20 protein-coding genes are annotated in these 21,888 nt (G+C 68.1%); 9 read left to right on the top strand and 11 right to left on the bottom strand.

What is annotated here, in order from left to right; translation table 11 throughout:
* Positions 1-6: 6 nt before the first annotated feature.
* The 5 genes from B4L26_RS17055 (at position 7) to cydC (ending at position 6,979) form a co-directional block, all read left to right on the top strand.
* A complete protein-coding gene (locus B4L26_RS17055; protein ID WP_290720756.1) occupies positions 7-900 on the top strand; it encodes an aminodeoxychorismate lyase in 894 nt (297 codons plus the stop codon).
* A gap of 140 nt (positions 901-1,040) precedes the next feature.
* A complete protein-coding gene (locus tag B4L26_RS17050; protein WP_290720755.1) occupies positions 1,041-2,615 on the top strand; it encodes a cytochrome ubiquinol oxidase subunit I in 1,575 nt (524 codons plus the stop codon).
* A 31-nt stretch (positions 2,616-2,646) separates the two neighbouring features.
* Positions 2,647-3,672, top strand: a complete 1,026-nt coding sequence (gene cydB / locus B4L26_RS17045) for a cytochrome d ubiquinol oxidase subunit II (protein WP_290720754.1) — start codon at positions 2,647-2,649, stop codon at positions 3,670-3,672.
* A complete protein-coding gene (cydD, locus tag B4L26_RS17040; RefSeq protein WP_290720753.1) occupies positions 3,669-5,315 on the top strand; it encodes a thiol reductant ABC exporter subunit CydD in 1,647 nt (548 codons plus the stop codon). The genes cydB and cydD overlap by 4 nt, the downstream gene beginning before the upstream one ends.
* Positions 5,312-6,979 (top strand): thiol reductant ABC exporter subunit CydC, encoded by a 1,668-nt coding sequence (gene cydC, locus B4L26_RS17035; protein WP_290720752.1) that lies wholly within the window; start codon positions 5,312-5,314, stop codon positions 6,977-6,979. The genes cydD and cydC overlap by 4 nt, the downstream gene beginning before the upstream one ends.
* Here the strand turns inward: cydC and B4L26_RS17030 are convergent.
* The 4 genes from B4L26_RS17030 to B4L26_RS17015 form a co-directional block, all read right to left on the bottom strand.
* Complete coding sequence (locus tag B4L26_RS17030) at positions 6,967-7,584, bottom strand: FABP family protein (protein ID WP_290720751.1); 618 nt, start codon at positions 7,582-7,584, stop codon at positions 6,967-6,969. The two genes, cydC and B4L26_RS17030, sit on opposite strands and share 13 nt — an antisense overlap.
* A 269-nt stretch (positions 7,585-7,853) precedes the next feature.
* The gene (locus B4L26_RS17025; RefSeq protein WP_290720750.1) at positions 7,854-8,159 is read right to left on the bottom strand and encodes a DUF1416 domain-containing protein; all 306 of its coding nucleotides are present in this window, start codon (positions 8,157-8,159) and stop codon (positions 7,854-7,856) included.
* A 2-nt stretch (positions 8,160-8,161) separates the two neighbouring features.
* Positions 8,162-9,001, bottom strand: a complete 840-nt coding sequence (locus B4L26_RS17020) for a sulfurtransferase (RefSeq protein ID WP_290720748.1) — start codon at positions 8,999-9,001, stop codon at positions 8,162-8,164.
* A gap of 267 nt (positions 9,002-9,268) precedes the next feature.
* Positions 9,269-10,189, bottom strand: coding sequence for a DUF2993 domain-containing protein (locus B4L26_RS17015; RefSeq protein ID WP_290720747.1), 921 nt, complete (start codon positions 10,187-10,189; stop codon positions 9,269-9,271).
* Between the two features lie 122 nt (positions 10,190-10,311).
* On the opposite strand from B4L26_RS17015, the gene B4L26_RS17010 reads away from it, so the two are divergent.
* The gene (locus tag B4L26_RS17010) at positions 10,312-11,049 is read left to right on the top strand and encodes a response regulator transcription factor (protein ID WP_290720746.1); all 738 of its coding nucleotides are present in this window, start codon (positions 10,312-10,314) and stop codon (positions 11,047-11,049) included.
* 32 nt (positions 11,050-11,081) lie between these two features.
* On the top strand, positions 11,082-11,996 hold the full coding sequence (gene mshD / locus B4L26_RS17005; RefSeq protein WP_290720744.1) for a mycothiol synthase: 915 nt from the start codon (positions 11,082-11,084) through the stop codon (positions 11,994-11,996).
* Here mshD and phoU read toward each other — a convergent pair.
* The 6 genes from phoU to B4L26_RS16975 form a co-directional block, all read right to left on the bottom strand.
* Complete coding sequence (phoU, locus tag B4L26_RS17000; protein WP_290720742.1) at positions 11,993-12,673, bottom strand: phosphate signaling complex protein PhoU; 681 nt, start codon at positions 12,671-12,673, stop codon at positions 11,993-11,995. The two genes, mshD and phoU, sit on opposite strands and share 4 nt — an antisense overlap.
* Positions 12,674-12,683: 10 nt before the next feature.
* Positions 12,684-14,660: an LCP family protein gene (locus B4L26_RS16995; RefSeq protein ID WP_290720740.1), complete on the bottom strand. Its 1,977-nt coding sequence runs from the start codon at positions 14,658-14,660 to the stop codon at positions 12,684-12,686.
* Between the two features lie 141 nt (positions 14,661-14,801).
* Positions 14,802-15,953, bottom strand: coding sequence for a tRNA dihydrouridine synthase DusB (dusB, locus tag B4L26_RS16990; RefSeq protein ID WP_290720778.1), 1,152 nt, complete (start codon positions 15,951-15,953; stop codon positions 14,802-14,804).
* Entirely contained in the window at positions 15,950-16,951 is a 1,002-nt protein-coding gene (locus B4L26_RS16985; protein WP_290720737.1) for an acyl-ACP desaturase, read from the bottom strand. The genes dusB and B4L26_RS16985 overlap by 4 nt, the downstream gene beginning before the upstream one ends.
* Before the next feature lie 142 nt (positions 16,952-17,093).
* The gene (locus tag B4L26_RS16980) at positions 17,094-17,609 is read right to left on the bottom strand and encodes a nuclear transport factor 2 family protein (protein ID WP_290720735.1); all 516 of its coding nucleotides are present in this window, start codon (positions 17,607-17,609) and stop codon (positions 17,094-17,096) included.
* 17 nt (positions 17,610-17,626) lie between these two features.
* Complete coding sequence (locus B4L26_RS16975) at positions 17,627-19,624, bottom strand: NAD(+) synthase (protein WP_290720733.1); 1,998 nt, start codon at positions 19,622-19,624, stop codon at positions 17,627-17,629.
* 49 nt (positions 19,625-19,673) lie between these two features.
* Here B4L26_RS16975 and B4L26_RS16970 point away from each other — a divergent pair, with 49 nt between their 5' ends.
* Both B4L26_RS16970 and B4L26_RS16965 read left to right on the top strand, forming a co-directional pair.
* Positions 19,674-20,177 (top strand): hypothetical protein, encoded by a 504-nt coding sequence (locus tag B4L26_RS16970; protein ID WP_290720731.1) that lies wholly within the window; start codon positions 19,674-19,676, stop codon positions 20,175-20,177.
* Between the two features lie 79 nt (positions 20,178-20,256).
* Positions 20,257-20,886: a YcnI family protein gene (locus tag B4L26_RS16965; protein WP_290720729.1), complete on the top strand. Its 630-nt coding sequence runs from the start codon at positions 20,257-20,259 to the stop codon at positions 20,884-20,886.
* A 123-nt stretch (positions 20,887-21,009) separates the two neighbouring features.
* On the opposite strand, the gene B4L26_RS16960 is transcribed toward B4L26_RS16965, so the two are convergent.
* Positions 21,010-21,888: urease subunit alpha (locus B4L26_RS16960; protein ID WP_290720727.1), on the bottom strand; the 879-nt coding region annotated here is incomplete at its 5' end.

Raw genomic sequence — 21,888 nt, 5'->3', positions numbered from 1 at the left:
TGCGCCATGGCCACCCCTGTCCTGATCGACGTTCACCACGGGCGTCGCGATCCCGCTGTGCCTCTCATCCACGCCGACGATCTCGCCGTGGTGCGCGGTGACGGGATCTTCGAGACACTGCTCATCCGCGACGGGAAGGTGTGCAACGTGGCGCGCCACCTGGCGCGCATGCGCGCGGGTGCGCGGCGGATGGACCTGCCTGACCCTGACCCGGTGACGTGGGGGAGGGCCGTCGAGGACGCACGCGCCACCTGGGTCGACGCTAACGGCGACGTGGAGGGGCTGCTCCGGCTCGTCTATTCCCGTGGGCGGGAATCCGATCCGGCCGACGTTGACACCCCCGAGGCCACGACCGCGCTAGTGATGGTCACCGACGCGGGGCCGCACGCCGCACGTGCACGTGCCGACGGTGTCGCCGTGTGCCTGCTGGACCGCGGCTACACCGTCGACTTCGCCGGCCGGGCCCCGTGGCAGCTGATCGGCGCCAAGACGCTGAGCTACGCGGCGAACATGGCTGCCTTGCGTTACGCGCGGGCCCACGGCTTCGACGACGTGGTCTACACGTCGGCCGACGGGCAGGTGCTGGAGGGGCCGCGATCGACCGTCGTCGCGGTCACCGGCCGGGTTCTACGGACGCCGCCGGTCGAAGCGGGGATCCTGCCGGGCACCACGGTCGCCGCGATCTTCGCGCTGGCGCACGAGGAGGGGTGGGCGTGCAAGGAGGAGCCCCTCGTACCCGACGATCTGCTGGCGGCCGATTCGGTGTGGCTGTGCTCCTCGGTGACCGTCGCGGCCCGCGTCACGCGCATCGACGATGTGCCGATGCCGTTGCGCGAGGCCGGTGCTGACACCGCGGCACAATTTGCCGATCTGGCGATGCGGGCGGTCGTGCGGGCGTAGCCGGCGTGAGCAGGACCACTTCTATCGGGGACCGGAGTCCCTTGTGGCGCTTTGCCGTGCGACTTACGTTGGATCCGATCTACTATTGCATGTAGTAGTAGCCGTTATTCAGCGCCCGGCCCGGCAGATGAGGCATACACATGGACGTCGTCGACATTTCCCGTTGGCAATTCGGGATCACGACCGTTTACCACTTCATCCTGGTCCCGCTGACCATCGGGCTCGCCCCGATGATCGCGGTGATGCAGACGATGTGGCATTTCACCGGCAACGACGCGTGGCTGCGCGCCACCAAGTTCTTCGGCAAGCTCTTCCTGATCAACTTTGCCCTCGGCGTCGCCACCGGCATCGTGCAGGAGTTCCAGTTCGGCATGAATTGGAGCGAGTACAGCAGGTTCGTGGCCGACGTCTTCGGCGCGCCGCTGGCGTTGGAGGGCCTCGTCGCCTTCTTCGCCGAGTCGACGTTCATCGGCCTGTGGGTCTTCGGCTGGGGCCGGTTGAGTAGGCGCATCCATCTGCTGTGCATCTGGATGGTCGCCTTCGGCGTCAACGCGTCGGCGTACTTCATCATCGCCGCCAATTCGTGGATGCAGCACCCGGTGGGCGTCGAGTGGGACGACACCCGCCACCGCCCTGCGATGAACAACATCGTCGCGGTGCTCACCAACAACACGACGCTCGCTGCCTTCCCGCACGTCATCGCCGGTGCGCTGCTCACCGCGGCGACTTTCGTCGGCGCCATCGGTTGCTGGTGGATGGCCCGCACCTCCTGGCGGGCTCGCCAACTGCGCCTGGTTGCGGCCGGCGGCGACGCCGCCGTCGGCGTCGAGGTGGAGGAGACCACCGCGCCGAGCCTTGTCGACGCCACTCCCGAGGCGCTCGACGACGATGCCAAGCAACTGTGGCGGCCGGTGACTCGATTCGCCCTGTGGGTGACGATCGCCGCCGGTATCGCGGTGATCCTCACCGGCGATCTGCAGGCACAGATCATGTTCAAGCAGCAGCCCATGAAGATGGCCGCGGCCGAATCGCTCTGCGTTTCGGAGAAGGGTGCCGCGTTCTCGGTCCTGTCCATCGGGAGGCAGAACAATTGCGACAACATCAAGCACGTCGTCGCGGTGCCGGGCATGCTCTCCTTCCTCGCCGACCACCGGTTCGACACCGAGATCAGGGGTGTCAAGGAGCTGCAGGAGGAGTACACCACGGCGTTCGCCGGAAACCCGGCCTACGCCGGGCAAAACTTCGCGCCCAACCTGTTCGTCACGTACTGGTCGTTCCGCGCGATGATCACGTGGGCCTTGGGCTCGGTGATCATCGCCCTCGGGGGGCTGTGGCTGACCAGGCGCAAGCAGGTGGTGACATCGCGGCGCTTCGGACTGCTCGCGCTGTGGCTCCTGCCGACCCCGTTCCTCGCCAACGCGTCGGGGTGGATCTTCACCGAGATGGGCCGCCAGCCGTGGGTGGTAGCACCGAACTGGGTCGACGACCTCGACCCGCTGCGCGTCTCGATGCTGGTGCAGCACGGTGTGTCCAACAACTCGGCCGGCCTGGTGCTGGGATCGCTCATCGTGTTCACGCTGCTCTACGGCGCTCTCGGCGTCGTGTGGTTCGCGCTGCAGCGTCGCTACATCCGGGAGGGACCCGCGGCACCCGGCCACGACGAGCAGGTACTCGAGAACTCCGACGACGACAAGCAATTGTCGTTCGCGTACTGACCCGGCGAAACGCTACAGAGACGAGACGACCATGGGATTGCCCGAGTTCTGGTTCATTCTGATCGCAGTGCTGTTCACCGGCTACTTCGTGCTGGAGGGCTTCGACTTCGGCGTCGGCATGCTGATGGGCCTGATCGGCCGCGGTGACGACAACAAGCGGCGCGCCATCCTCAACACCATCGGACCGGTGTGGGACGGCAACGAGGTGTGGCTGCTGACGGCGGGCGGCGCGATGTTCGCCGCCTTTGGCGGCTGGTACGCGACGATGTTCACCGCCTTCTACCTACCGCTGTTGTTGATCCTGGTGGCGCTGATCGTGCGCGTGTGCGCGATCGAGTGGCGCGGCAAGATCAACGATCCGCAGTGGCGCCGGGCGTGGGACTGGTGCATCGCCGTCGGGTCGTGGGTGCCGGCACTGCTGTGGGGCGTCGCGTTCGCCAACGTGGTGCGCGGACTGCCGATCAACTCCGATGCCCAGTTCACCGGCACGTTCTGGGGGCTGCTCAACCCATACGCCCTGCTGGGTGGATTGACGACGCTGCTCGCCTTCCTCACGCACGGGGCGGTGTTCCTGTCCCTCAAGACCGCTGACAGCCTGCGTGACGAAGCCATGCTGTGGGCGTCGCGGCTGTCCGTCGCGATGACCGTCGTGGCGGCGGCGTTCCTGCTGTGGACCCAGTTCGCCTACGGCAAGGGATGGACGTGGGCGCCGGTGCTCATCGCTGCGGTCGCGGCGCTTGCCACCATCGTCTTCACCTGGACCAAGCGTGAGGGATGGGCGTTCGGTGCGACGTCGATCGCCATCATCTCCACGATCGTGACGCTGTTCGGTTGCCTGTACCCGGCGGTCTTGCCGTCGACGACCGACTCGGCCTACAGCCTGACCATCGCGAACACGTCGTCGAGCCACTACACCCTGGTCATCATGACGTGGGCCGCGGCGTTCATCACGCCGGTCGTGGTGATCTACCAGGGTTGGTCCTACTGGGTGTTCCGCCAGCGGATCTCCACCGATGCCATCCCGCCGTCGGTGGGCCTGGCGTCGCTGCGCGGGTGAGCGCGGGCCCGCTGGATCCCCGTTTGCTGCGCCGATCGCCGGCTGCGCGACGGTACATCGGGGTGACGGTGCTCGCTGGCCTGGTGACGACGCTGGCCGTTATCGCGGTCGCGTTCGCCGTGGCGTCGATCCTCGCCGAACTGGTGGCTGAACCGTTGCGGTGCAGTTTCGACGCGCAGACTCCGCACCTGCTACTGCTCGTCGGCGCCGTTATCGTGCAGACCTTGACGGTCTACGCCGGGCAGCGCTATGCCCAGCGTGCGGCACAGACGGTGATCGGGCAGGTTCGCGACGATGTGTTGGGCGCGTTGACCGACCCGGCGCGCACCGATATGCGCAGCCTCGTCGCCAGGCGGTCGCGCGCGTCGACGGTGTTGTTGGCCGGGCTCGATGACCTCGGCCCCTACCTGTCGGCGTATGTGCCCTCGCTGATACTGGCCGTCACTCTGACGCCGATCGTCATCGTCGTGATCGCCGCCGTCGACCTCGTGTCCGCCGGATTGATCGTGCTGACGATCCCGTTGATCCCGATCTTCGGCATCCTGATCGGGCTGATGACGCGTGACCGCACGCAGGCCAAACTGGACGCCACCGCACGCCAGCAGTCGATGCTGCTGGACTTGATCGCGGGGATCCCGACGTTGCGCGCGCTGCACCGGGCGCAGGGGGCCGCGGCTCAGGTGAAGGACCTGGGATCGTCATGGCGCCGGTCGACGATGGGCACGCTGCGCGTCGCGTTCCTGTCCGGGGCGTGGCTGGAACTGATGGCGACACTATCGGTGGCGCTGGTCGCGGTGAGTATCGGCCTGCGCCTGGTGTACGGCGAGATGTCGCTGTTCGCAGGGGTACTGGCGTTGATCCTGGCTCCCGAGGCGTACCGGCCGCTGCGGCAGGTGGGTGCGGCATTCCACGACTCGGCCGACGGGGTGGCGGCTACCGACGAGGCGTTCGCGTTGGTCGACGCCGACGCCGACGCCGACGCCGCGGTGGTCGAGTGCTCGCGAGGAACAAACGGATGTATCGAGACTCCGCCGAACCTGGCAGGCGCGACGATCAGATTCGCCGGAATCGGTGTGCGCTCTCGCGACGGATGGGCCCCACGTGATCTGCGTGCGGACTGTGCACCCGGTGCGGTCACTGTTCTTACCGGACCGAATGGCTCGGGCAAATCGACGGCGCTGGCCGCGCTGCTGGGGTTGGTCGGACTCGACGAGGGCGCGATCATCGTCGACAACACGGTTCTCTCACAAGCGGACCGGGCCGCGTGCCAGTCGCAGATCGCGTGGTTGCCGCAGCATCCGGCGATGGTGCCGGGCACCGTCGCGGAGAACCTCGCACTCTACGGACCGCTGGATCCCGATGCGCTTGCGTCTGCTGCTGCCGCTGCCGGGTGGGACGGCGCCGGACACTCGGCGGGGCAGCGCCAGCGGTTGGCACTGACACGGACGCTGGCCCGCGACGTCCCGGTCGTGCTCCTCGACGAGCCGACGGCCCACCTCGACGAGGCCTCACGCGTGCGTGTGATCGCCGCGGTCGTGGCACGCGCTCGGGCCGGTGCGACGGTGATCGTCGCCGCGCACCGCACCGAATGGCTCGACGCTGCCGACCGGATCATCGACCTGGCTAGGGAGACGGCCCGGTGACGGCGTCCGCCGGCCTTCGCGGTGATCCCGTGTGGCGCGTACTGGGGGCGCTCGACATCCGACGCCGCGGCATCGCTGTGTCGTTGGCCTACGGCGTGGGCGGATCGTTGAGCGCACTGGGCCTGGCGGCCCTCTCAGCGTGGTTGATCACCCGGGCCTGGCAGCAGCCGCCGATCCTTTCGCTATCCATCGCGATCACCGCAGTCCGGGCGCTCGGGATCACACGCGGGCTGTTCCGCTATCTCGAGCGGCTGGCCACCCACGACGTCGCGCTGCGCGCGATGGCCACCGCGCGGGAGAAGGTCTACCGCGCGCTGGCCAACGGCAATGCCGCGTCGACGGTGTCGATCCGCCGCGGCGACCTGTTGGCTCGCACCGGTGCCGATGTCGACGAAATCGGCAATGCGGTCGTGCGCTCCGTCCTGCCCGCCGCGGTGGCCGCGGTCACCGGTGTCGCCGCGGTGGTGATCATGGCGTTCGTGTCGCCGTCGGCCGCGGTGGTGCTGGCGATCGCACTCGTCGTCGCCGGGGTCGCCGCACCCGTGCTCGCCTCCCGTGGTGCCGCTTCGGTGGCACGGTCAGCAGTGGACGGTCGGGCGGCGGTCTCCTCGTCGACGATGCTGTTGCTCGACCACGGGCCCGAGCTGGCGGTGGCTGGTCGGCGTATGCAGGTGCTCGATGAGGTGTCGCGAGCCCAGCGCGAGGTGGCCGACGCCACCGACCGCGGTGCCCGGCTGCACGCGCTGGGCGGCGCCGTGACACCGCTGGCGATGGGCGTCACGGTCATTGCCGCCTGCTTGATAGGGATGTCGCTGGCCGCCGGCGGTGATCCGAGCCCGATGCGGCTCGGCGTGCTACTCCTACTCGGCCTGTCCGCCTTCGACGCCATCACGCCGCTGGCCGCCGCGGGGGTCACGTGGCAGCACAGTCGGGTCGCGGCAGAGCGCGTGTTGGATTTGGCGGGAGACCCGGTCGAGTGGGGTGTCGTGTCACCCGGCTCAGCCGATGTCGCACGGCACCGCGGACCCGTCCGGGTCATCGTCGACGGGGTGTCGTGGGGGTGGGCCGACGGTCCGGCGCTGGGTGGTCCGATCGAGCGCGTACTCGAGCCGGGTGCACGGATGGCCGTTGTGGGACCGTCGGGGTCGGGAAAGTCGACGCTGTTGTTGACGTTGGCCGGACTGCTCGCGCCACGGGTCGGCGCGGTCGTGTGCTCCGATGTCGACGGGGAGCCCGTCGACGCCGCTGCGGCGACGCTGTACTGCGCCGAGGATGCCCACCTGTTCTCCGCGTCGGTGCGGGAGAACCTGCTCGTCGGTCGAGGTGACGCGACGTATCCGGAGATGATCGACGCGCTGCGCGCCGTCGGTCTGGGGGAGTGGCTATCCGGTTTGTCCGATGGGCTCGACACCGTTCTGGTCGGCGGGTCAGCTGCGGTGTCGGGTGGTCAGCGGCGCCGATTGCTGTTGGCTCGAGCGCTGCTCAACGCTTCGCCGGTCGTCTTGCTCGACGAGCCGACCGAGCACCTGGATGCGACCGATTCCGATGCGCTGCTGCGTGCGGCGCTGGGTGATCTGTTCGGTCCGGAGCGCACGGTCGTGGTGGTGACGCACCATTTGCCGCCCGACCTGAAGGCCGACCTCGTCGTCGGTCAGCCGGCGTAGCGGTCGAGCTTGGCCGAGAGGCGCGGCGCCAGCTCCCCGTCGATGAGCCGTTCTTCGACGTAGGCGAAGGAACCGTCCTCGGCGATGCCGTAGAGGCGCTTGGCGCCGTGGAGTTTCGTGGCGGTGGCGGTGCTGACGAGGGCGTCCGTGGCGACCTCCCACGCGGTCTGGGCGAGCGGTTTGCCGTAGAGCAGCTCGACATATCCCTCGGCGTGGGCGATGAGCAACTCGATCGAGTCGTCCTCGCTGATGCGCCAGTACCCGGTCTCGCGGAACAGGGGGGCGATGAACTCGCCGCGGTTGTCGATCGACCACGACCGTGTCTGCCAGTTCAAGTAGTTCTGGCCGTCGTGGCTGACGATGATCTGCTCGGCGTAGCGGAGGTCGTCACCGTCGTCGCCGAGGCCATGTCCCACGCCTTCGCCGCGCCACACGCCGACCATTGGCAGGAGGGCGAGCAACCCGTCGTGCAGATTGGCGCCCTCGCGCAGATTGGCCGTGTCAGCGGGCAGCGGAAGATCACCCCAGGAGGGGAGATTGCGCGATCCGGTCGTCTCGGCGATCGATGCAGCCTGCTCGATCGCCTCGTTGCCGGAGCGGGTCACGACTCGTCGTTGACGAGGCGATAGATCGCGTAGACCCCGAACCAGGTGATCAGGATCGAGCACAGGACCAGCAGCACGGTGAAGAAATGTTCCACGGACTGATACTAACTGTTGACCCTGGCCTGCGGGCGCTCAGACCCCGGCGAGAAGTGCCTTGAGTACGGAAAAGTCGGCGGGCCGGGAGGCGCGGACATTGCCATGAGGCAATCCGAAACGGGGCAGGCCCCGTACCGCCTTCTGCGGTACGGGGCCTGCCCTCTGGCTTACGCCTACTTCGAGACGACGATGGTCTCGGTGTGGATACCGGGACCCTCCGGCGTGACGATCACATCGCCGTTGCCGATGGAGGACAGGGCGCGAAGCGTCCACGTCCCCGGAGCGGCGAAGAACCGGAAGTCACCGGTCCCGCTCGTCACGACCTCCGCGGTGAACTCACCGGTCGAGTCGAGCAGCCGCACGAACGCGCCCGGAACGGGAGCGCCGGCAGTATCGGTGACCTGCCCGGTCAGGACGGTCTCCTTCTCCACGTCGACGCCGGCCGGCAACTGCTGGCCCTGCTTGGGTGCTGCACACATACCTACTTGCCCTCTCCGAGCTCGACCGGGACGCCGACCAGCGATCCGTACTCAGTCCAGCTGCCGTCGTAGTTCTTGACGTTCTCGTGGCCCAGCAGCTCCTGCAGGACGAACCAGGTGTGGCTGGAGCGCTCACCGATACGGCAGTAGGCGATGGTCTCCTTCTGTCCGTCGAGACCGGCCTCGGCGTAGAGCTCGGTCAGCTCATCGTCGCTCTTGAAGGTGCCGTCCTCGTTGGCAGCCTTGCTCCACGGCACGTTGATCGCACCGGGGATGTGGCCGGGGACCTGGCTCTGCTCCTGCGGCAGGTGCGCGGGGGCGAGGATCTTGCCGCTGAACTCGTCCGGGCTGCGCACGTCGACGAGGTTCTTGACGTTGATCGCGTCGACGACCTCGTCGCGGAAGGCGCGGATCGCGTTGTTCGGAGCGGCCGCGGTGTAGGTGGTCGCGGGGAGGGTGACGGTGTCGGTGCTCAGCGGGCGACCGTCGAGCTCCCACTTCTTGCGACCGCCGTCGAGCAGCTTCACGTCCTGGTGGCCGTAGAGCTTGAAGTACCAGTACGCGTACGCGGCGAACCAGTTGTTGTTGCCGCCGTAGAGGATGACGGTGTTGTCGTTGCCAATGCCGCGCTCGGACAGGAGCGCGCCGAACTGCTCGGCGTTGACGAAGTCGCGGCGGACCGGGTCCTGCAGGTCCTTCTTCCAGTCGAGCTTGACCGCACCGGGGATGTGCCCCGTGTCGTAGGCCGAGGTGTCCTCGTCGACCTCGACGAAGACGACGTTGTCGGCGTCGAGGTTCTGCTCAGCCCATTCGGCGCTGACCAGTACATCATTGCGAGCCATGATGGTTCCCTTTCACATGGTGGAGATCTTTGGGGGAGGGGGTGGTGATGACGGCCGCGTCACTCAAGCCCGGTCATGGGCGAGGAGACACGAGAAGTCTTGAGGAAGAATCCGCTGCCGCCATCCGAGGGTGGTGGCGCGTGGGCGACCACCGTCTAGCGACAGCAACAAGCCGCGAAGCGACAGAAGTCGATCGCGTAGCGGCGAGTGAGCATGAGCTCGCGGCCTGATTGCATGCCACGACCATACACCGAGCCGGAACGGGCTTCAGAACTGGTCAGGCCTTACCGTCAAGGTGCGTGCTTCCCCGCTGATCAGGATGTCGCTACCGGCGCTGTTCGCCTTCGTCGCTACCACCGCCCACGGCAGCGTCGGGTACGGCACCCGGCCACTGAACCGTGCCAAGACGGCGGTCGTGAACTCGGCGGGCACATGGCCGTCGGCGTGCTCCTGCGGCCCGGTGTAGAAACCGGTCGCGACGATCACGAGCTCGCCGTCGACGACGGACAGGTCGACGGTGACGGTCACCTTGACGCGCTGGCCGTCGAACTTCTGTGCCGACGGCCCGAAGCGGCCATCGGTGCGCGGGCTCGGGCGCTGCGGCGGCAGTGACACGGTCCCCGTGAGAAGAACGCCCTTGGACAGTTCGAGCAATCCGTCGCCGGGACCGCCGCCACCGGCGCGGTCCTTGGGCGCAGGGGTGTTCACCGCGAGATCGGTGATGTCGAGCATGCGCCCGAGGTTCACCGAGTCGAGCTTGGCGTAGGCGTGCACGCCGCGCAGTGTGATGGGCGCACCGCCGTGCCAGCGATCGGCCGCCGGCGCGTGGACCGCATCGGCGCGCACCCCCAGTTCGGCGCGGCACACGGTGGTGGTGCAGGTCAGTGGTACGCCCTTCAGGTCGGGAGGCCCGGGGGCTGTAACGCCGCGTGCGGTGATGACGAGACCGGGGAATTCGTCGCGGTCGGCGTACTTCGCGAAAGGGAAGCCGCCGAGGGTGACCTCGGGTTCAAAGGTGACCCGCGGCGACGTCGTCAAAGCGGTCGCCAGCTCGTGTTCGCTGCGTGCCGCGCGCAAGGTGTCGATAGTCACCAGCACCGCAATTATGACCGTGACCAGCGCAAACACCGTCACGACGACGAAACGCCGACGTAGTGTGGAGTTGACGATGTGAACTGAACGTGTCATCAGCGTTATTCTTGCACCTGATCCCGCTGCCGGTGCCGTCAGTGTGGGGGCCCTCGACGGCACCCAACCTCCCCTGTCGCTTCCGGTCACGGTCGCGGCCCGACCCTGATGCGAAGTGCGTGATGGACCTCCTGCTCCTGACCTCCCACCCCGATCCTGGTTCGGTACTGCCCTCGCTCTCCCTGTTGGCGCACAGCGTGCGCGACGCACCGGCCGACGTGTCCGCGCTGCTCACCACCGAATCCGCCCACGCCGTTCTCGTCGATGCCCGCACCGACCTCGCCGCCGCACGCAACCTGTGCCGCCTCCTGTCGAGCACCGCGTCGATTCCCGTCGTCGCCGTGTTGACCGAGGGTGGGCTCATCGCGGTCAATGCGGAGTGGAACCTCGACGACTTCCTGCTCGCCGACACCGGGCCCGCCGAGCTCGACGCACGTCTGCGGATGCTGACGGCGCGCCGCGTGGCCCCGCGGCCGGAGGAGAGCAATTCGACGCTGACTCTGGGTGCGGTCACGATCGACGAGGAGACCTACACCGCACGGCTGCGCGGACGGCCGATGGACCTGACCTACAAGGAGTTCGAACTCCTCAAATACCTCGTCGCCCATGTCGGGCGGGTGTTCACCCGCGCGCAGCTGCTACACGAAGTGTGGGGCTACGACTACTTCGGCGGTACGCGCACCGTCGACGTGCACGTCCGACGGTTGCGCGCCAAACTCGGCCCCGACCACGAAGCGCTCATCGGCACCGTCCGCAACGTCGGCTACAAGGCGGTGCGCCCCGCGCGCGGGCGCGGCGCCGACCCCGACGCCGATCTCGACGTCGACGAGATCTTCGACGAACAGACCGCAGCGCCGTAGTGGCTGACCCAGAAGCGATCAACGCAGAAGGCGTGAACATAGTCGAACGGCGAGTTCTGTCGCCCGACGACCAGCGGGCCGTGCACGCGATCCTCGATGCCGCAGGGGAGGCCGACGGGGTGGCTGCCCTGGGTGAGGCCCCGGTAGCCGCCCTGGGTCGGCACAGCCCCGCGGTACACCACGTGCTCGCATTCGACGCCGACGTACTCGTCGGCTACGCCTCGGTGTTGCCCGGCCGTGACGGTGAGCCGTCGACGGTCGAGGCCGTGGTCGCCCCACCGGCCCGTGGCCGGGGGATCGGCACCGAGTTGCTCACCGCAGCACTGGCCGTCGGAGGCGCCGACACTCGGGCGTGGGCGCACGGCGATCTGCCGGCCGCGCGTGCACTGGCCGCCCGGTTGGGCCTGGTGCCGCGCCGCGAGCTACTGCAGCTGCGCCGCGGACTGGAAGAGCTTCCGGCACTGCCATCGCACGATGACATCGAGTTGCGCACCTACGCCGGGCCCGCTGACGACGCGGAGATCCTGCGCGTGAACAACGCTGCTTTCGACTGGCACCCCGAGCAGGGTGGGTGGACCGCAGAACAGATCGTCGAGCGGACCGGCGCGGACTGGTTCGACCCTGCCGGGCTGTTCCTGGCCTTCGATCGCAGTGTCGGTGGCGCCGACGATGCGAAGCTCCTCGGGTTCCACTGGACCAAGATCCACGACGAGCAGTTGGGTGAGGTCTACATCGTCGGCGTCGACCCGGCCGCCCAGGGGCGTGGCCTCGGCCGCCAGCTCACCCTCGCCGGGCTGCACTACCTCGCGCAGCGGGTCTCCACGGTGACGCTGTACGTCGAAGGCGACAACACCGCGGCGCTGGCGACCTATCGGAACCTCGGTTTTGCGCGCTACCTCGCCGACGTGGCCTACGGTCGGGCCGACGATGCTGCTGACGGGCCCTAAGTCGTCTCGATGAGTTGCTGCGGCGTCATGCCGGTCGTCTGGAAGACGACGCGGCGGCCGATGAGGACGGCATGGTCGGCGAACCGCTCGTAATAGCGGCCCAGCAGTGTCACGTCGACGGCGGCCGCGACACCGTGCTTCCACTCCCGGTCCATCAGTACCGAGAACAGATGGCGGTGCAGGTCGTCCATTGCGTCGTCGTCCTCCTCGAGGCGCAATGCGTCCTGTGAGTCCTGAGACTCGAGCACCTCGCGTGCGGAGTGCGCGAGCTTCACCGCCAGTCGGCCCATCTCGGCGAAGTAGCCGTCGACCTCTTCGGGCAGTGTCTTGCTGGGGTGCCGACGCCGCGCCACCTTGGCGACGTGCAGGGCCAGCGCGCCCATCCGGTCCACGTCGGAGACGATCTGGAAGCCGGTGACGGTCGCGCGGAGGTCGGCGGGCAGCGGCGCCTGCTGGGCGAGCAGTGCGAATGCCTGCTTCTCTGCCTTGGCCGACAGCTCGGTCATCCGGTCGTGGTCGGTGATCACCTGCTCGGCGACGGGGAGGTTGGCCCGCAGCAATGCTTGGGTGGCGCGGTCCATCGCGATTCCGGCGAGATCGCACATCTCGCCCAGAATGCCGTTGAGCGCGGCTACCTGTTCCTGGTAGGCGCTGGACTTGCCGGAACGCTTCCGCATGAGGTCAAGCCTAGTCGCAGCTCGCGTCTCCGGCGTTCGTGACAGCCAGGTCGCTGGGCAGGTTGCCTTCGACCTTGCGTGCGGGCAGCTGCTCGGCGTTGATCTTGGTGCCCGGCGTCGCATACGAGTTCAGGGTCGTCGACATCGTGAAATCCGATCCGAGGATCAGCTCGACACCCGACTTCACCGACCGGTCGGGCTGGATTTTCGCGCCCGGGAACATGTGCGCGACGGTGGCGGCCGCGGCGCGCTGCCCCGGGCCGTAGCGGACGACGGTCTCCTCCACGTGCTGGCTGGAGTCGGCGATGCCGCGGATCTCGAAGCCCTCCGGTGTCAGCTGCTCGCTGGCGAAGGCGGCCAGGCCCGAGGTCGACGTTCCGTTGAGGATGCGCACGCCCACGTTCGACGGTGACATGGCCTTCACGGTCACCTTGGTCTGTGTGTCGGCCGCAGCCGGCGCCGGGTCGCCCTTCTTGCCGTCGGACTTCTTCTTCTCCGACGATTTCTCCGGCTCCTCGCCCGGCAGCGGGTCATCGTTGATGATCGCGCTGAACAGGGCCTGGATGTCGTCGTCGCGGGGCAGCTCGTTGTTCTGCCCGTCCTCGCTCGTGCCCGACGTCGGGATGGTGATGAAGGTGACGCGCCCGGCTTCAATGCCGCGCATAGAGTCGGCGAGGTTGAGCAATGACTCGGTGTCGACGTTGTCGACGTAGCTGTTGCTGGTGAACGTCCGGGCCACCCGGTTGAGCTTGGCGGGGTTGGAGATGACGTTGCCCGACAGTGTCGAGCGCAGCAGCGACGACATGAACAACTGCTGACGCTTGATGCGCCCGTAGTCGCCGTTGCCCTCGGTGGAGATGGTCCGCGCGCGGACGTACTTCAGCGCTTTGCGGCCGTTGAGCTTCTGGTGACCGGCCTTGGACAGGACCGTGCCGATCTCGTAGTCGTAGAGCGGGGTGGGGGAGCAGACCCACACGCCGCCGACCGTGTCGACGATCTTGCGGAAGGCCACGAAGTCCATGCCGATGAAGTGGTTGATGTTCAGGCCGCTGATCATCGTGATCGTCTTGACCAAGCACTTCGGCCCGCCGATGGCGTAGACCGAGTTGAGTTTGACGTTGTCTTCAGCCGGGACCCACTCGCCGGTGTATTCGCCGGTCTGGTCGTTGAACCCCTCGCACTCGGGGTGGCTGACGTTGAGGTCGCGGGGGAACGAGACGGCGACGACACGGCTGCGGTTGGCCGGGATATTGACGAGGATGATCGTGTCGGAGCGGGCACCCTCGGTCAGGGTGTCATCACCGGCGCCGAACTTGGAGTTCTTCCCCGCACGGGTGTCGGTGCCGACGATCAGGAAGTTCTCGTCGCCGTACTGGGCATCCTTCTTCTTGATGTTGTGGTCGTCGGAGTTGATGGCCTTGACGGTGCGCCAGGAGCTGTTGAGCGAGCCGTTCATGGCCCATGCCGCGCCGGTACCGACGAGTGCGATGATGCACGCCGCGGTCGCGGCCACACGCCCGCCGACCCGCAGGTCGCGCATGAGCATGTCTCGCCTGCTGCGCCCGCTCCGCCCGCCCTTGACGACCATCTCGATGGGGTCGGGCGTGCGCTGCAGGACCTGATGGCGCGACTCGGTGCGGACGCGTCGGTTGGTCGCGGTGGCAGACAGGTCCACGGGGACGTCGGTGCGTCGCCGTACCACCGGGATGCGCTGGGTTACGTCGTCGGAGATCGGGCCGCCGTCGTCGACGGTGCGGTAGACCGGCTGACTCTGGTCGAGCCACCGGTTGGTCGGGTGATCCTTTTCCGGTGCCGGCTGGGGATGGCGCGGTGTCGCGTCCAGGTGCTCCATGAGCTCGCGGACCGTGAGCCGAGAGCGGCCGCGCACATAGCGGTCGCGCATCGCGGGCTCGCGCAGGACGTTGGGGTCGGGCCCGGCCTGTTCGGCCGAGCCGGCCGACCCGTCCTCCGGGGGCTGCTGGCTCAACGGTTTTCCTCTGCGTTTCCCTGCGTGCGCATATGCGCATAACTGGTGCCATATCGTACCGACCGCACCTGAGAGGTTCCCATAGCGGCGGACGACTGTGACGTAAACCAAAGCGCCGCGACATTTGTGCGTTACCTCGGGTCAGCCTCCGGAATGCATCACGTCCGCTCCGCGGGGGACCGTGGTGTCCTGTGGGTCGTCGAGCCAGCCGTAGGGCAGCGATACCTTGCCCGGCGAGCCCTGCCGACCTCGTGGGCCGCCAGCGTCAGCGGTCGGGAACGGCACGTCGGGGTCGAGTTGAGCGATCAGGCCGTCGAGTTCGGCGACGGTGGACACGGCGGCGAAGCTGCGCCGCAGGTCGCCGCCGACCGGGAAGCCCATGAGGTACCAGGCCATGTGTTTGCGCAGGTCGCGGAGCCCGCGCTCCTCACCGTGGTGTTCGGCGAGCAGGACACCGTGGCGTGACATGATGGCCCCGACCTCGCCCAGGTTCGGCGGCGTGGGGAGTGGCTCGCCGCGCAGAGCGGCCGCCAGTTCGGCGAACAGCCATGGCCGGCCCAGACAACCACGGCCGACGACGACGCCGTCGCAGCCGGTTTGCGCCATCATCGCCACCGCGTCCGCGGCGCTGAAGATATCGCCGTTGCCCAGCACCGGAATGGTCGTCACGGCCTCCTTGAGCTCGGTGATGGCATTCCAATCGGCCTGCCCCGAATAGCGCTGCGCCGCGGTGCGGGCGTGCAGGGCGACGGCGGCGCACCCGCCCTCTTCGGCGATCCGGCCGGTGTCGAGGAAGGTCAAGTGCTCGTCGTCGATGCCCTTGCGGAACTTCAACGTGACCGGCACGCCGTAGGGCGCCGCGGCGCTGACCATCGCATCGACGATGCGGGCCAGCAGACCACGCTTGTACGGCAGGGCGGCGCCGCCGCCGAGCTTGGTGACCTTGGGGACCGGGCACCCCAGGTTCAGGTCGATGTGGTCGGCCCAGCCCTCACCGGCGACGATGCGCACGGCCTCGCCCAGATTCACCGGGTCGACACCGTAGAGCTGCATGGAGCGCGGCGACTCGTCGTCGTCGAAGGCCATCATGTGCAGCGTCTTCTCGTTGCGCTCGACGATGGCGCGCGCGGTGATCATCTCGCACACGTAGATGGCGTCGGGGCTGCCGAACTCGCGGCACAGGCGGCGGTAGGCGCGGTTGGTGACGCCGGCCATCGGGGCCAAAACCACCGGCGGATCGACCCGATAGGGGCCGATCCGCAGGGTCGAGGTGTCCAGGGGGCTGGTGGTCAGGATGCCTGCTTCTCGCGCTTGGCGGCCTCGCGGGCGAGGGCGCGGTCGCGCATCTCCTCGAAGCGGGTCGCGTCCTTGTCCAGCTGCTCGAGGAAGGCGGCGAGCTCCTCGCGGGTCTTCTCGCCCTCGGGGCCGAAGTCGGTGCGCTCGAAGACGTTCCACTTGCGCAGCACCGGCATGACGACCTCTTCGTAGTGCTGGCGCAGGTCGTAGATGCCGTGCTTGGCCATCAACACGCCGTGGCGGCGGAAGTTGGGCATGCCCATGCCGGGCATCTGGAAGTTGGTGACGATGTCGGTCACCGCGCGCAGCGTCTGATCGGGCGAGAGGTCCATGCCGGCGCCGCAGATGTTGCGGTAGAAGACCATGTGCAGGTTCTCGTCGGCGGCGATGCGCTGGAGCATGCGGTCGGCGATCGGGTCGTTGCACGCCTTACCGGTGTTGCGGTGGCTGACGCGGGTCGCGAGCTCCTGGAAGGTCACGTAGGCGACCGAGTGCAGCAGCCCGACCTCGTCGATGTCGCCGTACTCGTTGACCAGGTCCTCCATACGGTCGGCCGCAACGAGGACCGGGTCGTACCCGTTGGTCATGTGGATCATGCGGGCCTCTTCGAGGGCGACCGGGTCGACGCCGCGCGTGACGACGAGGTAGTCGCGCATCACGATGCCGTGGCGGTTCTCCTCGGCGGTCCACCGGCCCACCCAGTGGCCCCACGCGGAGTCCATCGAGAAGTTGTCGGCGATCACGCGGTGGTAGGAGGGCAGGTTGTCCTCGGTGAGCAGGTTGGTGATCATCGACGCCTTGGCGACCTCGTCGAGCTGTGACTGCTCGGGGTCGTAGTCGGTGCCGCCGAGGGCCGCGTAGTTCTGGCCCTCGTCCCACGGGACGTAGTCGTGGGGGTTCCAGTCGCGGGCGTGCTTGAGGTGCCGGTTGACGTTGTCCTCGGCGACCGGGGCTAGTTCCTGCAGCAGCTCGAGCTGTGTGAGGGTGCGTGCCATGGTCTGAGTCCTCCGAACAGATTTGGGGTCGTATCCGGGCACAAACCCGGACGCATACTTCTGTCAATCATGTCCAGGGTACGTCACGACCAGCACCGACCCAAGTCGCTCGGGCAGACCTCGTCGTCGTGCCGTTTCCGGCTCAGCCGCGGTCGAACATCACGCCAACGGTGTCCATCCACTCCTGGGCGGGAGCGTCGATCGTGCCCAACTCGGCGGCCTTCCGGCACCATTTCATGGCCGCCGTGCCGAACAGCAATGGGTTGTACACGTCCTCTTCGCGGCTCCACAGGCCGTCACCGGCATAGGTGAGGATGGTGATGTTGGTCGCCGTGATGATCGTTCCATCGCCGGGGTCGCGCATCGGATTGTCGACCTCGCAGATCACCCGGGAAGTGGGGGCGTCGACGACGTGCCACAGCGACGGGTAGCCGGTCATATGGCTACCGGGGAATGAGTGCATCGTCTTGTTGATCCACTTGCGGATCTGTTCGCGCCCCTTGAACGTGCCCATCGCGTGCTCGACGTAGTCGGCGTCGACGGTGAACTGGTCGGCCCACCGGTCCCAGTCGCGGGTCTGGGCGACTTCGGCGACGACTGCCTGGAATCCCGCGAACGCCTCGTCGAGTTCGGCGGCGGTGAATCGGGGTGTGGACATCGGTGAATCGTATCGGCTCAGCGCAGGTCGTCGAGCCAGGGTCGCGCGGTCGCGTCCGACGGTGAGCGCCAATCGCCGCGCGGCGAGAGCGAGCCGCCCGACCCGACTTTCGGCCCGTTGGGCATCGCGGTGCGCTTGAACTGGTTGGCCATGAACCGTTTGAGGAACACGGTCAGCCACTTGTCGATCGTCGGGCCGTCGTAGGAGTCCGACCACGTCTGGCGCGCCAGGTAGGCGACCTTGCTCGGGTGGTAGCCGTAACGGGTGACGTAGTAGAGGAAGAAATCGTGCAGCTCGTACGGGCCGACGGCGTCCTCGGTGCTCTGGATGGCGCCGTCCGCGCCGGGAGGCACGAGTTCGGGGGAGATCACGTCCTCGACGACCTCGGTGAGTACCGCGGCGGTCTTCGCGTCGTGCAGTTCGGTGTCGATCATCCAGCGGATGAGGTGGCGGATCAGGGTCTTGGGGACCGAGCCGTTGACGTTGTAGTGCGACATCTGGTCGCCGACGCCGTAGGTGCACCAGCCCAGCGCCAACTCGGACAGGTCGCCGGTGCCCAGCACCAATGCACCGTTTTCGTTGGCCAGTCGGAACAGCAGTGACGTGCGCTGTCCGGCCTGCACGTTTTCGAAGGTGGTGTCGTAGACCTCCTCACCGTTCGCGACGGGGTGGTTCAAGTCGGCGAGCATCTGCCGACAGGCAGGCCGGATGTCGATCTCGGACCCGGTCACGCCCAGCGCGTCCATCAACTCCAGGGCGCGCGATCGGGTGGCCTCGCCGGTGGCGAACCCGGGCATCGTGTAGGCGAGGATGTTGCTGCGCGACAGGCCCATCCGGTCGAACGCATCGACGGCGACGAGCAACGCCAACGTCGAATCCAGTCCGCCGGACACCCCGATCACAATGCGCTCGATACCGCTGGAGCGCAGGCGCTGCGTCAGCCCCTGCACCTGGATGTTGCCGACCTCGCGGCAGCGCTCGTCGCGGTCGGGGCCCGACGGCGGCACGAACGGGAACGGCGCGACCAGGCGGCGCAGCGGACCGCGGTCGGGCCGGGCGCCGACGGTGACCGGGACACGGCGCAGCTCGCGGAGGGTCGCCGCGTAGTCGCCGACTTGGTCGCGCAGGCTGATCATCCGTGCGCGCTCTTGGCGTAGGCGGTCGAGGTCGATGTCGGCGGTGATGGTCTGGTCGGCGGTGGCGAATGCCGTGCTGCGGGCCAGTAGGGTGCCGTTCTCGGTGATCAGCGCGTCGCCGTCCCAGGCGAGGTCGGTGGTTGACTCGCCGAAACCGGAGGCCACATAGACCTGCGCGGACACGGTCCGTGCCGAGTAGGACGTGGCCAGCTCTCGACGGTAGGCCTCTTTCCCGACGGTGACCGGCGACCCCGAGAGGTTGACCAGCACGGTTGCGCCGGCCAGCGCCGCCCACGTCGATGGCGGGATCGGCACCCAGCCGTCCTCGCAGACCTCGACGTGCATCACGAGGCCGGGAACGTCGTCGGCCTCGAACAGCAGATCCGCGCCAAAAGGGACCCGCCGTCCCAGGATCGTTGCCTCGTCGACCGGGGCGTCGCGCGCGGCGGCGAACAGGCGCTGCTCGTAGAACTCGCGGTAATTGGGCAGGTACGACTTCGGCACGACGCCGAGGATCTCGCCGTCGTGCAGCACGGCCGCAGTGTTGTAGAGGCCGTCGCCGACGCGCAGCGGTACGCCGACGCAGACGATGGCCGCGCACCCGGCGGTCGCCGCGCGCACCGTGTCGAGCGCGGCGAGGGCGGCGTCGAGCAGGGCGTCCTGCTGGACGAGGTCGTCGACGCTGTAGCCGGTCAGCCCGAGTTCGGGGAAGGCGATGACTGCCGCACCGTCGTCCGCCGCCGCCCGCAGCAGTTCGACGGTCCGCGCCGCGTTGACGGCTGGATCGGCCAGCGCGACCACGGGAACGGCGGCGCTGACCCGGACGAATCCGTGGTCGGCAACCGAGTCGGGGGCCTTCGCGGTGCGTTTGGCGCTCACTCCTGCAGCGTAGTCGGCGGCTTTTGCCCCATGTGGGATGCTTGGACCCATGTCCGCCCCCCACCCCGGCCTGCCCGCGCTGCGGGTCGGTGTCGCGGTGGCGGTGCCGGTCCTGGCGCTGACCGCGCACGGCATGGCCAGCGGGTCGTGGCCCACCTCCGCGGGAGTGATGGTGTGTGTAGCGCTGGGGGCCGCGCTCGCCGCACTGGTCGGAGCGCCGCGCGGGCTCTCGCCGACGAGGACGGCGACCCTGTTGGCCGTCGGCCAGGTGATCGGTCACCCGGCCGCGGGCGTCGGCGATGCCGCAGCCGGGCACTCGGCGCACGTCGGCACGATGCTGGCCTGGCACGCGGTGGCGGTGCCGGCCAGCGCCGTGCTGCTCGTCCTGGTGGCCCGGTGCTACGCACTGGTCACCGCCGTTCTCCAAGCGGTGGCCTCGGCGCCGCGCCTCGTCGTCGTCGGGGCACTCTCCCCGTTCCTCGAGCAGTGGTGGCCGCGCACCGTCGTCGTCGGTGCGGGTGTCGGTCCGCGGGCGCCGCCCGTTCTCGCGTAGTACCTCGACACCACTTTTCTCGCAGCGTCCGCAATGCGTCGGGCGATGCTGCCACCTATCAATTTTGGAGAACCCTGTCATGACTCTTGTTTCTGCACGTCTGACGCGCGCCGCCGTGGCCGCGTCTGCTGCCGCCGCTCTGGCGTTGGCCCCTGTCATCGGCGCCGGCTCCGCCGATGCGCACGTCGTCGCCCGGACTTCCGGAATGGGCGACAAGGGATTCGGCGTGGTCACCCTCATGGTGCCCAACGAGTCCGATGCCGCAGCCACCACCGGGCTGACGGTGCGCTTCCCGGCTGTCAAGCACCTCCTGCCCGAGGCCAAGCCAGGGTGGACCTCAAAGGTGACGAAGGATGCTGACGGCGCTGTCACCGAGATCCGGTGGACCGCCGACCCCGGCACACCGGGCATTCCGGTCGGCGAGTTCACCGAGTTCAACGTCTCCGGCGGCCCGTTCACCGGTGAGGTGGTGTTGCCGGCAGTCCAGGTCTATGCCAACGGTGAGACGGTGGCCTGGGACCAGCAGGCCGGGCCCGGCGGGGATGAGCCGGAGAAGCCGGCGCCGACGATCAATGCGTCCGCTGAACCGCCTCGCGTCAACGGTTCGCATGGCAATGGCGGCATGGGCCGCGATAGCCAGATGCTGGCGTGCGCCGAGGCGTGCCAGGCATGCGCCGAGAGCTGCCGGCGGATGGCCACCGGCGCGTAGCGCGCCGCGCCCGATACGGAAAACCCCGCACCTATAGAGAATCAGGGCGCGCTCTGCCAAAAGCAGAGCGCGCCAGCTGCGTAGGTTCTAGCTGCGACAACAAGCCCTGTTTCGGGCGGCGCCTCACACAATATAGAACAGCTGAGTCAGCGGCAGCCGCTCGGCCGGCTCGCAGGTGGCCAGCTCGCCATCCACAAACACCTGGTAGGTCTCGGGGTCGACATCAATACGCGGCATGGCGCTGTTGCGCACCAGGCTGGCCTTGCCGACGCTGCGGCAGTGCTTCACCGCTACGGCGCGGCGCGTCAGCCCGAGCCGCTCGGGCACGCCCAGGTCGATCGACGCCTGCGACATGAAGTTGACGCAGGTGCGACCAAGCGCCCGGCCGTGCGCGCCGAACATCGGGCGGTAGAACACCGGCTGAGGCGTGGGGATCGAAGCGTTCGGGTCGCCCATCGCGGCCCAGGCGATCATGCCGCCCTTCAGAATCATCTTGGGCTTCGCGCCGAAGTAGGCCGGGTCCCACAGCACAATATCGGCCAGCTTGCCCGGCTCGAGGCTGCCGACCTCGTGGGCGATGCCGTGGGCCAGCGCCGGGTTGATCGTCAGCTTGGCCAGGTAGCGCAGCACGCGCGCGTTGTCGTGCTCGGCGGTGTCGTCGGGCAGCGGGCCGCGCTGCTCCTTCATCTTGTGCGCCGTCTGGATCGCGCGCGTCACCACCTCGCCCACCCGCCCCATCGCCTGCGAGTCCGACGAGTACATGCTGATCACGCCCAGGTCGTGCAGGACATCCTCGGCGGCGATGGTCTCTTTGCGGATGCGGCTCTCGGCGAAGGCCACGTCTTCGGCGATTGCCGGGTTGAGGTGATGGCAGACGATCAGCATATCGAGGTGCTCGGCCAGCGTGTTGACGGTGTATGGGCGGGTTGGGTTGGTGCTGGAGGGCAGGATGTTCGGCAGCGCGGCGATCTTAATGATGTCGGGCGCGTGGCCGCCGCCGGC

The organism is Gordonia sp. UBA7599, from assembly GCA_002477755.1.
Lineage (GTDB): Bacteria > Actinomycetota > Actinomycetes > Mycobacteriales > Mycobacteriaceae > Gordonia.
The sequence above is the reverse complement of the archived record's forward strand: the minus strand, read 5'-3'. Positions and strand labels throughout refer to the sequence as shown.